Origin of the sequence: Rhizobium mesoamericanum STM3625, assembly GCF_000312665.1 — a bacterium.
GTDB lineage: Bacteria > Pseudomonadota > Alphaproteobacteria > Rhizobiales > Rhizobiaceae > Rhizobium > Rhizobium mesoamericanum.
In genome coordinates, this window is record NZ_HF536772.1 from 284686 (window position 1) to 296862 (window position 12177).

Annotated in this window: 10 protein-coding genes; 3 read left to right on the forward strand and 7 right to left on the reverse strand. The window is 60.3% G+C overall.

Translation table 11 applies throughout. The features are described 5' to 3' along the window. Window positions 1-35 precede the first annotated feature (35 nt). Window positions 36-674 carry a 2-dehydro-3-deoxy-phosphogluconate aldolase gene (locus BN77_RS01430; RefSeq protein WP_007527723.1) on the reverse strand — a complete coding sequence of 213 codons (639 nt, stop codon included), beginning with the start codon at window positions 672-674 and terminating at the stop codon, window positions 36-38. A 151-nt stretch (window positions 675-825) separates the two neighbouring features. On the opposite strand from BN77_RS01430, the gene BN77_RS01435 reads away from it, so the two are divergent. The 3 genes from BN77_RS01435 to trhO are packed head-to-tail and all read left to right on the forward strand — an operon-like array spanning window position 826 to window position 3188. Next, window positions 826-1314 carry a CYTH domain-containing protein gene (locus BN77_RS01435; protein WP_007527725.1) on the forward strand — a complete coding sequence of 163 codons (489 nt, stop codon included), beginning with the start codon at window positions 826-828 and terminating at the stop codon, window positions 1312-1314. Continuing rightward, complete coding sequence (locus BN77_RS01440) at window positions 1292-2200, forward strand: CHAD domain-containing protein (protein ID WP_007527727.1); 909 nt, start codon at window positions 1292-1294, stop codon at window positions 2198-2200. The genes BN77_RS01435 and BN77_RS01440 overlap by 23 nt, the downstream gene beginning before the upstream one ends. Window positions 2201-2246: 46 nt before the next feature. Next, window positions 2247-3188, forward strand: a complete 942-nt coding sequence (trhO, locus tag BN77_RS01445; RefSeq protein ID WP_007527731.1) for an oxygen-dependent tRNA uridine(34) hydroxylase TrhO — start codon at window positions 2247-2249, stop codon at window positions 3186-3188. Window positions 3189-3228: 40 nt separating this feature from the next. Here trhO and BN77_RS01450 read toward each other — a convergent pair whose 3' ends face one another. The 6 genes from BN77_RS01450 to BN77_RS01475 form a co-directional block, all read right to left on the reverse strand. Next, window positions 3229-5439: a bifunctional diguanylate cyclase/phosphodiesterase gene (locus BN77_RS01450; protein WP_007527733.1), complete on the reverse strand. Its 2211-nt coding sequence runs from the start codon at window positions 5437-5439 to the stop codon at window positions 3229-3231. A gap of 146 nt (window positions 5440-5585) precedes the next feature. Continuing rightward, window positions 5586-6134 (reverse strand): NADPH-dependent FMN reductase, encoded by a 549-nt coding sequence (locus BN77_RS01455; protein ID WP_007527735.1) that lies wholly within the window; start codon window positions 6132-6134, stop codon window positions 5586-5588. Between the two features lie 40 nt (window positions 6135-6174). Then, a complete protein-coding gene (locus BN77_RS01460) occupies window positions 6175-7548 on the reverse strand; it encodes a GH1 family beta-glucosidase (RefSeq protein ID WP_007527738.1) in 1374 nt (457 codons plus the stop codon). A gap of 162 nt (window positions 7549-7710) precedes the next feature. Beyond that, window positions 7711-9312 carry an ABC-F family ATP-binding cassette domain-containing protein gene (locus BN77_RS01465; RefSeq protein WP_007527739.1) on the reverse strand — a complete coding sequence of 534 codons (1602 nt, stop codon included), beginning with the start codon at window positions 9310-9312 and terminating at the stop codon, window positions 7711-7713. 353 nt (window positions 9313-9665) lie between these two features. Next, window positions 9666-10853, reverse strand: a complete 1188-nt coding sequence (locus tag BN77_RS01470) for a Gfo/Idh/MocA family protein (RefSeq protein ID WP_007527741.1) — start codon at window positions 10851-10853, stop codon at window positions 9666-9668. A 119-nt stretch (window positions 10854-10972) separates the two neighbouring features. Beyond that, window positions 10973-12025 (reverse strand): sugar phosphate isomerase/epimerase family protein, encoded by a 1053-nt coding sequence (locus BN77_RS01475; protein WP_007527743.1) that lies wholly within the window; start codon window positions 12023-12025, stop codon window positions 10973-10975. Window positions 12026-12177: the final 152 nt, after the last annotated feature.

A 12177-nucleotide genomic window follows, 5' to 3' on the forward strand; every position in this document is an offset into this window, starting at 1 on the left:
CCTCCGCCTGCATCACGCCTGGGTTTGTCCTGAAATCAGGCCTTGAGGGCGGCGGCTTCCGATGCCAGCTTGGTGATGCCGGTCCAATCGCCAGCAGCGATCAGTTCCTTCGGCGCAACCCAGGAGCCACCGACGCAGATGACGTTCGGTAGCGACAGGTAATCCATCGCGTTCTTCAACGAGATACCACCGGTCGGGCAGAAGACGGTGCCTGATAGCGGCGAGGACAGCGCCTTGAGATAGGCGGCGCCGCCGGCCTGTTCCGCCGGGAAGAACTTCAGAACCTGATAGCCTTCCTCGCGGAGCGCCATGACTTCGCTTGCGGTCGCCGCGCCCGGCAGCAACGGCACCGACGACCTGCGCGCAGCGTCGAGCAGTTCCTGCGTTGCGCCCGGGCTGACGATGAACTTCGAGCCGGCGGCAACCGCGGCATCCCAATGCGCGGCGTTGAGGATGGTACCGGCACCGACCTCGGCGCCTTCGACCTCGTCGGCAACGGCGCGGACGGCGTCGAGGGCCGCTGGCGTGCGCATGGTGATCTCGATGGCTTTCAGGCCGCCCGCGACAAGTGCGCGCGCCAGCGAAACGGCGGACTTGACCTCGTCGACGATCAGAACCGGAACGACAGGCTGGAGTTTCAGGATGGAAAGGAGCTTTTCTGTCTTCTCGCCCATGGCCGCATGATCCTTTGAAACGATTGAATTCGGGATCGGAATAACCCCAAGGGTAAGCTTTGTCGAGCCGAAACACATCTTTGGAATACTATGGGTACACACGGCGGTAAAATTAGGCTAGCGTAATAAAATTGTCACAAAGGTTACGGTGATGGCGAAAGAGATCGAGCGGAAGTTTCTAGTACGCAACGACGGCTGGCGCTCCGCCGCCGAGACAAAATCTGTTTTAAAACAAGGCTATATCGCCTCGATGGACGACCGGTCCGTCCGTGTGCGGGTGCTCGACAATACGACCGCTCGGCTGACGATCAAGATTGGTCGCAGCACGATGACCCGTGAAGAGTTCGAGTATGACATTCCGGTCGCGGACGCCCAACAGTTGCTCGACGACGCAATCGGTATTGTCATCGAAAAGACCCGCTATCGCGTCCCGCATGAAGGCTTTATCTGGGAAGTGGATGTCTTTGCCGGCCAGCATCGCGGGCTGGTGATCGCCGAAGTGGAAATGCGCTCGGAAAGTGACAAGCCTGCACTCCCCGCCTGGCTCGGGCGCGAAGTCACGGGCGATTTCCGCTACTCGAACCAGGCGCTGGCCACCGAATTCGAGCATGACCGGCATGCCCTTTCAAATACGGCCTGACCGCAGCTTCACCGAAGAATTCCGAAAGGCCATTGGCGAACAGCTTTGGCTGGCGATTCACACGCTCGAAGAAATGCCCGAAGGCAAGCACGAAGCGATCCATGATTTTCGCAAGAACTTGAAACGTGTCCGCTCGCTTTATCGCCTCGTTGCCGAGGAGATACCGGAAATTCAAGAGCAGGAAAACGCGCGCCTTCGAGAGATTGCGCAGTCGCTTTCGACAATCCGAGATGCTGCCGCTCTGATCGAGACGGCCGCGCATCTGAAAGCCAAAGCGCGCAACGGCGACGAGAAGAGGGCACTCGGCCGTATCATCGAGGTCCTGAAGGTCCGCCGCGATCACATGGCCGCAGCGGAGGCGACGATCGACCGAAAACTGACGGAGGCACCGGACTGCCTGAAGGAGGCGGCTGCAGCCGTCGAAGACGTGCATTTCAACGGCGGTCCGCGCCGGCATGCTCGCCTGGTCGCCAAGGGCTGGCGCAGGACAGCTCTCAAGGCCCGGGAGGCAATCGTCCAGTGCCGGAACGGTCAGTCAGCCGAGGCATTCCACACGTTGCGCAAGCGCGCCCAGGATTACCGCGCCTATCACGTAGCCCTAAGGCCGCTGTGGCCAGCGGCCATGGATGCGAAGTACGAGGTAACAAGCAGTCTGGTCGATCTGCTAGGCCGCATCCACGATCTTGATGTGCTTTGCGAACTCGTGGAGGCCGAGCCACGGCATTTCACCAATGCCGACGATTTGGCCCATCTCCTCGATGCCATCATTTTCCACCAACAGAAGGGGCGACAGGCGGCCCTCGAACGGGCCGAAGAAGTATTCGCCGACGATCCGCAGGAAGAAGCGGACCGAATCGAACTGCTCTGGCACGCACAGGTGAGCTGAATCGTCCCAATTGCGCAGATCGCCCAAAACCTGTATCTGCAGCCGCATGACAGACACGCTGACAGAACCGACGTCTGCGACGAGCCCCTTCCTCGTTGCGGCTCTTTACCATTTTGTTTCACTCCCGCGCTTCGAAAGCCTGCGCGAGCCGGTGCAGACGCTTTGCGAGGAAAGCGGCGTGAAGGGCACGTTGCTTCTGGCCCACGAGGGCATCAACGGCACCATCGCCGGCCCGGATGCGGGTATCAGGACGGTGCTCGCATTCCTGCGCGCGCAGCCGGAATTTGCGGCTCTCGAGCATAAGGAAAGCCGCGCATCGAAGATGCCGTTCCTGCGTATGAAGGTGAAGCTCAAGAAAGAGATCGTCACCATGGGCGTCGAGAACATCGATCCCAACAAGGTGGTCGGTACCTACGTCGCGCCGAAGGACTGGAACGCCCTGATCTCCGATCCGGACACGATTGTCATCGACACGCGCAACGATTATGAGACGGCAATCGGCATCTTCCGCGGCGCTGTCGATCCGAATACGAAGACCTTCCGCGAATTCCCGGATTGGGTGCGCAACAATACTGGCCTGCACAACAAGCCGAAGATCGCCATGTACTGCACGGGCGGTATCCGCTGCGAGAAGGCCACCGCCTTCATGAAGGAGCAGGGCTTTGAGGAGGTCTACCACCTCAAGGGCGGCATCCTGAAATATCTCGAAGAGATCCCACAGGAGGAAAGCCTCTGGGACGGCGCCTGCTTCGTCTTCGACGAACGCGTGTCGGTCGAGCACGGCCTTAAGGTAGGCGAGCACAAGCTCTGCCATGCGTGCCGCAATCCGATCACGGCGGAGGAGATCGATTCACCCCTCTACGAGGAAGGTGTCTCCTGCAGCAACTGCTACGACACCCGCAGCGAAAACGACCGTATGCGATACCGCCAGCGGCAGCACCAGATCGCGCTTGCCAAAAAGCGCGGACAAAAGCATATCGGAAGCTAGAGCCTTTCAGGGCAAAAGAGCGACGTCAGCCAACCTGTTTTCAGGCGGCACTGGTTCGGCGCGTCGTAACCTTCGCCGCGCGTGCCTGCATCAGCCGCTCTGTGATCTGATCGGCGGGCATCGGCCTCCCGAAGAAGTATCCCTGTAGCGTATCGCACCCGAAGAGCCGCACCGCAATGCCCTGCTCCTCGGTCTCGATACCCTCCGCCGTGACCGGAATATCGAGCGAGCGGGCCAGCGCCACGGTCGCCTGCAGCATTTCGCGCTGGCTATCGCTTTCCAGGATATCCATCACCAGCGAGCGGTCAATCTTGATGCGGTCGAAGCCGAACTGGCGCAAATAGCCGATGGACGAGAAGCCTGAACCGAAATCATCGAGCGCCACCTTGACGCCCAGCGCCTTCAATCGTTCGATCGCCTGACTCGTACGTTGCGGGTTCTGGATCATGTAACCCTCGGTGACTTCAAGGGTCACACGTTTGGCCTCGATCTCTGTCTGTTTCAGGACGTAGCGGACGTAGTCGGCAAAAGCCGGGTTGCGAAATTGCCCCGGAGAAACGTTGACCGAGACACGCAGTTCCGGCCACTGCTTCGCGGTTTCACATGCTTTGCGCAGCACGAAAAGCCCCAGTGCCTCGATAAGCCCGCTGGTTTCCGCGACGGGAATGAACACCTCAGGCGAGACCGGGCCATGACCAGGACGGTTCCACCGCACCAAGGCCTCGACGCCGGTCATTTCGTATGTCGCAGCGTCGATGAGCGGCTGGTAGGCGATCTGCAGATCACCACCCTCGATTGCCATCCGCAGGTCGAGCTCCAGGGCATTGCGCTCTGCCCGGTCGGCGTCCATCGCCGGATCATAAAGCGTCATGCGCGCCCGACCAGCTTCCTTGGCCTTGTACATGGCAAGGTCGGCCCGGCGCACCAGCTCTTCACGGTTGATCGTTCCACCTTCCGACATGGCGATACCGATGCTCGCGCCGATGACAACGACGCGCCGGCCGATCTCCAGCGGCTCTGCCAAGAAATCGAGTATCTGCTCGGAAAGCTGCAGGGCAACCGCCTGTTCGCTCTCCGAAACAAAGGCAATGGCAAACTCATCGCCGCCGATGCGCGCGAGAACTGCGCCCTCCGGAATGAGCACATTCAGCCCGGCGGCCACTGCACGGATCAGCTGGTCGCCGGTGCCATGGCCATAAGCGTCATTGACTTCCTTGAAGCCGTCGAGATCGAGATAGAGTATGAGCACATTGCAGCCGGTTTGCGCTGCTTCGGCAACGAAGGCGTCAATGGCCAATCCAAGCCCGTCGCGGTTCAGCAGCCCGCTCAACCGATCCCGATTGGCTTCTTCCCGGGCATTGATTTCCTCCGCCTTGAGGCGCCGCAGCGCCAGCCAGCCGATGATCAGCAGAACGATGAAGAATAGGCCGACAAGCCCGAGTGCCTTGACAACCATTGGACGGACTTCGCCATAGCCGATGTCGCCCGGGGCCCGCGACATCCAGATAAGCTTTCCCAAGGCAACCGATTGCGCGTCCGAGATCGTCACCGAATAAGGGACCTTGAAGTCCGGAGCTACCAGCTTCAACCCGCCAATAACATAAGTCTCACCAAGCTCGGCGATCCTATCGGCACTAAGGTGCCGCGCGAAAATGAGGTAGCGATGTTTTCCCGCCGGCACATTAAGCGCACCGGACTTCTCCCGGACGAGCGCCACGCCGATTGCCGCGATACCGGATTTGGTACCAACAAAGCCCGTCGCTTCCGGATTGTCCTGCGAGCTCGCAGCCTTTACCTTGTCGAAAAGCGTCCAGAGAGATGGCGAGAAGAATTCGTCCAGCGAGCCGTCCATCGGCCTGCCTTCCCGATAAACCATAATCGGTTTTTTCTCGTCATCGATCACGATAGCTATGTCGAATAGCGAACTGTTGACCGACATTTCGCCGTAGTTGCTGATCGTCCAAGCCATACCGTCGGCCGCATAGACGTTTACCGCAGCGTCGTCCCAGGCAGCGTAATCGTTGAGCGTCGCGCCCAACTGCATTTCGAAGGTCTTCAACGCGCCAGACACGGTTTGTCGCGAACGCTCGTCATCCAGTACGTTCGATCGGTCGGCAACGCGTTCAAGCGCGTTCAGCACCATGATGGTGACGATCGCAACAACAATGGCAAAGGAAAAAAGGACGCCAGTAACGGTCGCATGGCGACCGATTCCCGAGACTTTCCTACTGCTTGTGAAAATTCCCCGCATTCACTGCTCCCCGATCAAGGAAGTCTGCCAGCGAATGGCTCAAAAAACGGTTAAGGGATCGATATAACGATTAATCGAGCGCGGATGCACGAAAAGCCGACAAAGACTCCAATTCCCCAATGATTTCCGACACTTGGACAATGAAATCAGGCCCGTGCCCGATTGATTGCAGCGCAGAATTTTACAAGCGCTGATAACAGCCGGCCGCTTTCGACGCTTTCGGCGATAACGTCGGCCTGTGTCTCACTCGATTTGCCAAGTAATGAGATTCGCAGAAACGCCTCATCGACAAGCCGCAGCGACATCGTCTTCAGCACTTCCGTCAACTGCTCCAGCGCGAAATCACCGCGATGCGAGGCATGCGCGATCATCACGGGTTTGAAGGGCACTTCGTCGCGGGAGACCAGCCAATCCAGCGCGTTCTTCAAGCCGCCCGGCAGGCCATGAGCATACTCAGGGCAGGCGACGACGATGCCATCGCAAGAGCGGATCTCGGCCGCGAATTCTTCCACGACAGCGGGCGTGCTTTCTCCCTCGCGATCCGGGTTGAAGATCGGCAGCTCGCCGATCAACTCGCAGACCCGAATGGAGACACCCGCCGGCGCACTGTCGCGTAGCGCTTCGAGCAGCCGGCGATTGGTCGATGCCTTTCGCTGGCTGCCGCAGAGTGCATAGAGAATGAGCGACTTTTCCATCTGACCGGTCTAAGCCACGGCGCCGATTCGCACCATCTCGTCAGCTGCTCCTGTGGTTGCCTTTCGGGAATTGCGCCGCAAGCTCGCTGTACCACTTGCCACTCTCTTTCATCGTGCGGACCTGGGTTTGGTAATCGACATGCACGAGACCGAAGCGCATGCGGTAACCCTCGGCCCATTCGAAATTGTCCATCAGGCTCCAGGCGAAGTAACCGCGCAACGGGTAGCCGTCCTTAATAAGGCTAGCGACGGTATCGAGGTGCTCGCTGTAGTAATCGAGGCGCGGCTGGTCGTCGACCTCGCCGTTGACGACGCCTATGTTGTAGCAGGCGCCGTTTTCGGTGATGTAGCACTCCGGCAGCTCGTAGCGACGATAGAGATCCTCAACGACGTTCTTCAGGCCGGGCGCGTAGACCTCCCAGCCTATGTCGGTCTTCACGTCGCTGACGCGTGGCGCCTCGAGCGTCCATGGGAAGTCACCGTTCTTTTCAGGATCGTCGGCAACACGCAGCGGCGTGTAGTAGTTGAGGCCCCACCAGTCGAGCTTCTGATTGATGATCTTGAGGTCGTCCCCTTCCACGACGGGCATGCGATCGCCCAGTGATTCCACGAACTCCTTCGGATACTCGCCCTTGAAGACCGGATCGAAGAAGGCGCCGTTATGGAACTGGTGCGCACGCTCCCCAGCTGCCTTGTCGGCCGCGCTGTCGGAGCCCGGTATCACGGACATTGCGTTGAGCACGAGCCCGACAGGAACGTTCGGCGCTTCGGCCCGGATCGCCTCGACGCCAAGGCCGTGTGCAAGGTTCATGTGATGCATGGCGTGGAGGGCCGCCTGCATGTTGCGTTCGCCGGGCGCGTGAATTCCGTAGAGATGGCTAAGCCATACAATGCACCACGGCTCGTTGAAGGTTGCGACGCTATCCAGGCGGTCGCCGAGGCGGGCCATCACCGTCTTGGCGTAGCGCTGGAACGCATAGGCCGTCAAGCGTGCCGTCCAGCCGCCGTCACCAGCGAGCAGCAGCGGCAGATCCCAGTGATAGAGCGTCGCGAAGGTCTTGATGCCACGCGCTTTGCAGCCATCGACGAGACGATCGTAGAAATCCAGACCCGCCTCGTTCACCGGGCCTGTGCCATCAGGGATGATGCGGGGCCAGGCGATCGAGAAGCGATAGGCTTCGACGCCCATGGACTTGATAAGATCGAGATCCTGATCGAGACGATTGTAATGATCGCAAGCGACATCGCCGTTATCGCGGTTAAAAACACGGCCCGGCATGTTGCAGAATGCATCCCAGATGGAGGGCTTGCGGCCGTCTGCCTTGGAAGCGCCTTCAATCTGAAACGCAGCCGTCGCAACGCCAAAAGTGAAATCACCCGGGAAGCGGGCAGCAAGGGACTTCGGATCGATCATAGGAGCTTCCCTCTGTTGCTGTTGGGTTGGCCTGCGCGGCCATCTTAAGAGGCGGTTTAACCAAGCCAACCAGGCTTGTACAGGGCTCACATGTCAAAACTGTAACGTTGCAGATCCAACACGCCGCGATACGAAAACGCGACCGTACGCCCACCTCCCCAGCTACGCGATAGTGTCCTCGCCAAAAGGCAACTGAAGCCGTCGCGATATGCCGATATTCTCTATAAACACCTCGTCATGGCTGACCACGAGCAGCGCACCGTCGTAGGCCTGCAGACCTGCCTCCACGGCCGCGATCGAATCGACATCGAGATGGTTGGTCGGCTCGTCAAGGATGAGCAGCGGCGGCGGTCTTGTACCACCAAGAACGCAGGCAAGGCCGGCCCGCAGCAGCTGCCCGCCGGAGAGTGTCGAGACCTGCTGAAGGGCGGCATCCGCCCGAAACATGAAACGCGCTAACGCTGCGCGGCACGCATTCTCATTGGCATCCTGATTGAGATTGCGGAAATTCTCACGGATCGACAACGATCGATCGAGGAGGCTGACGCTCTGATCGAACAGCGAAAAGCCGGTCATGACAGAGACCGTCCCGGACCATGGTTTTAGCGCGCCGGTGATTAGCGCCAGTAGCGTCGTTTTGCCGGAACCGTTTGGTCCGGCAATCGTCACGCGGTCAGGACCGGTCATGGTCAAGGAGAGGTTTCGGATGATCGGCCTATCCGGCTGATAGCCGACAGTGACGCCGTCCAGCCGCAAGACGTGCCTGCCCTGCGGCAGCCCCGCGGGCGCGAGCCGGGCCGAGAAGGGTTGATGGATCTCGATCTGTCGCCGCGCCACTGACGCCACCTCCATTGCCTCCTCGCGACGTCTTTGGCCAAGGCGAATCTTATTGCCGTTGGTGTTTTCCGCCTGCCGCTTGAGACCGCCAGCGACGATGCGAGGCATATCGCCTCTGGCCGCTCTCCCACGCCCGGCGCGATCGCTGCGCGCCTGCCGTTCGGATGTTTCCCGGGCGCTGCGGACCACATCGGCCACGCGCCGCTCCGCGGCTGCGAGATCGCGTTCGGCAGCGGCGAGTTCAAGCGCCCTGAGCTCGCGAAAATCACTCCAGTTTCCACCGTATCGCCGGGCACCAAGCGTGGTGATCTCGACGATCGCATCCATAGTCTCGAGTAGTTCGCGATCATGGCTGACGACGATGGCGCCGCCGCGCCAGCCGGCAAGCAGCGCGATGACAGCCTCGCGCCCTTCCCGGTCGAGATTGTTGGTCGGCTCGTCGAGGATAAGGAAATCGGGATCGGAGAAAGCAAGCGCTGCGAGACCAGCACGCGTCCGCTGCCCACCGGAAAGCGAGGCGAGCGGAGTCTCCGGTTGAGCATCCAGTCCGACTCGTTCAAGCGCCGCAGCGATACGCGTCTCGATGGTCCAATCGGCCCCGGCGAGCTCGTCGGCAGTGGCCTCGCCGGCTTCGGCGCGACGCAGGATAGCCAGCGCACCACTTGCGCCGAAAAAGTCGACAACGGTTGCCCCCTCCTCCACCTGTACCTCCTGGCGCAGGATGCCGAGCCGTCCACTTAAGGCGATGGTGCCGGATTGCGGCTGCAATTCGCCGGCAACGAGCTTCAGCAGCGTCGTCTTGCCGACTCCGTTACGGCCGACGAGCCCTGTTCGCTCGGCGCCGAAGTTCAGATCGAGATGGGAAAGAAGTGGCCGCCCGTCAAGCGTGGACCACGAAAGGTTGGACAGGGTAATGGACGCAGGCATGGATAAACGACTCCCGAATGGCAAAGCGAACTGGCGTTGCGATCGCGGTGAAATCCATTGCTGCACACATCCTGCTGGTGTTGGCGACAACAGCTAGTTAGGCACGCCATGCGCGATAATCAAGGGAAGCACCCACCTCAGCAAAACCGTCGCCAACGCGGTCGTTGTCGCTATCAACGCAGCGACGCGCCGAGCGCGCAGCACAAGGCAATAAAGTTCACTGCCGCATTCGGCGCGTGGGAGTACTCCCACTGGGTGCGCAACTCTTGCCAATGTTCGGTTGCTAAACGACGATGAGCGCACCCCCCAATGCTCCAGGAAATGCGCCCATTAGCTGCATCAGTCTGACGATGTTAGACCTTGACCCAGGCGCCATTCTTCTTGGAGGAGGCCACGCAGGCTTCAACGAAGGCAACGCCCTTCACGCCGTCATCAACGGTCGGGTAAACCACGGCCTTGTCTACGGCCTTGCCCTTCTTATGGGCGTTGATCGCATGCGCTGCCTCGGTGTAGATCGTCGCAAAGGCTTCGAGATACCCTTCCGGATGACCGGAGGGGACGCGCGAAACGCGCGCTGCGGCCGCGCCGGAGCCGGCGCCGTTACGGGTGATCAGGCGCTTCGGCTCGCCGAATGGCGTGAACCAGAGATAGTTCGGATCGGCCTGTACCCATTCCAGACCACCTTTGGTGCCGTAGACGCGAACCTTCAGGCCGTTTTCGTGGCCGGGCGCCACCTGGCTGCACCAGAGCATGCCCTTGGCGGGCTTCTCGTTACCCTTCGCCTTGAAGCGCAACATGACGTGGGCGTTGTCATCGAGGCGACGGCCTTCGACAAAGCTGTCGAGATCGGCAGCAAGGCTGTCGAGCTCTAGGCCGGACACGAAGGAGGCGAGGTTATAGGCGTGCGTGCCGATATCGCCGGTCGAACCGCCAGCACCCGATTGCGCCGGGTCGGTGCGCCATACGGCCTGCTTGGCGCCCGTCCGCTCGACGGCCTCTGTCAGCCAGTCCTGCGGATACTCAGCCTGGACAATGCGGATGTCGCCTAGCTCGCCATTGGCGATCATCTCGCGCGCCTGACGAACCATTGGATAGCCGGTGTAGTTGTGCGTCAGGATGAAGAGCGCGCCACTCTCGTCGGCAACCTTCTTCAGCTTCTTGGCATCTGCAAGGTTCGAGGTCAGCGGCTTGTCGCAGATGACATGAATCCCGCGACGCAGAAATTCCTTGGCGGCATCATAGTGAACATGGTTCGGGGTGACGATTGAAACAGCCTCGATGCCGTTCTTCAGCTTCGCTTCACGGATCGCCATCTCGCGATAGCTGGAATAGGTGCGCGACGGATCGAGGCCGAGATCGCGGCCCGATGCCATGGCCTTTTCCGGCGTTGACGACAGCGCGCCTGCGATCAGCTCATACTGGTCGTCGATACGGGCAGCGATGCGATGGACGGCGCCGATGAACGCGCCCGCGCCGCCGCCGACCATGCCGAGACGGATACGCGGTTCTCGCGCCTGTTCGGTAGATGCTTCAATTGCCATTGGTTTCTCCTGAAGATGCGTAGGGCAGAAAACGCCCTTCCCTTGGTGGGTTGGAGGAAGGGAGAGCCCCTTCCCACTCAGTTCCATTCTGCCCATTTCCGTTCGGAAGGGCCGCGGTCTCAGAGACCAAGCATACGGCGGTTGGCCGCCTGGTCCGTGCCGCTCGATGCGAAATCGTCGAACGCCTTCTCGGTGACGCGGATGATATGCGCAGCTACGAACTCGGCACCTTCGCGTGCACCGTCTTCGGGATGCTTCAGAGCGCATTCCCACTCGACAACGGCCCAGCCGTCGAAGTCGTTGGCCGTCAATTTCGAAAAGACGGCACCGAAATCGACCTGGCCATCGCCCGGCGAACGGAAGCGCCCTGCGCGTTGGACCCAGCCCTGATAGCCGCCATAGACGCCCTGACGGCCGGTCGGATTGAACTCGGCATCCTTGACGTGGAACATCTTGATGCGGTCCTTATAGATGTCGAGGTTCTCGAGATAATCGAGGCACTGCAGGATGTAATGGGACGGATCGTAGAGCATGTTGGCACGGGGATGATTACCGACGCGCTCCAGGAACATCTCGTAAGTGATGCCGTCATGCAGGTCTTCGCCGGGATGGATTTCGTAGCAGACGTCGACGCCGTTTTCGTCGGCATGGTCGAGGATCGGCTTCCAGCGGCGAGCAAGTTCGTCGAAGGCGGTTTCGACAAGGCCGGCGGGACGCTGCGGCCACGGATAGATGAACGGCCAGGCGAGCGCGCCAGAGAAGGTCGCATGTGCCTTGATGCCGAGATGCTTGGACGCGGTCAGCGCCATCTTGACCTGTTCGACCGCCCATTGCTGACGTGCCTTCGGATTGCCGCGCACCTCAGGGGCAGCAAAGCCGTCAAATGCTTCGTCATAGGCCGGGTGCACGGCGACGAGCTGGCCCTGAAGATGGGTTGAGAGTTCCGTGATTTCGACGCCGTTCTGGCGCGCGACGCCAGCGAATTCGTCGCAATAATTCTTCGAGGACGCCGCCTTCTTGAGGTCGATCAGCTGGCCCGCCCAGGTCGGGACCTGCACGCCCTTGTAGCCGACATCGGCTGCCCATTTGGTGATCGAATCCCAAGAGTTGAAAGGCGCGGCATCGCCCGCGAACTGTCCGAGAAACAAGCCTGGACCCTTGATCGTTTTCATGTCAATTCCTCCCTAAAAGATGACCGTAAACGTTTCTGGTGAAGTTCTAGCACGCGATTTGAAGTCTGCAAGCCGATTTCGGCGAAACTGCAAATTTGCTCAGCGGTGCGGAAACCGAAGGCCGGCCGACTTAACCACGGCCTGTTTCGGCG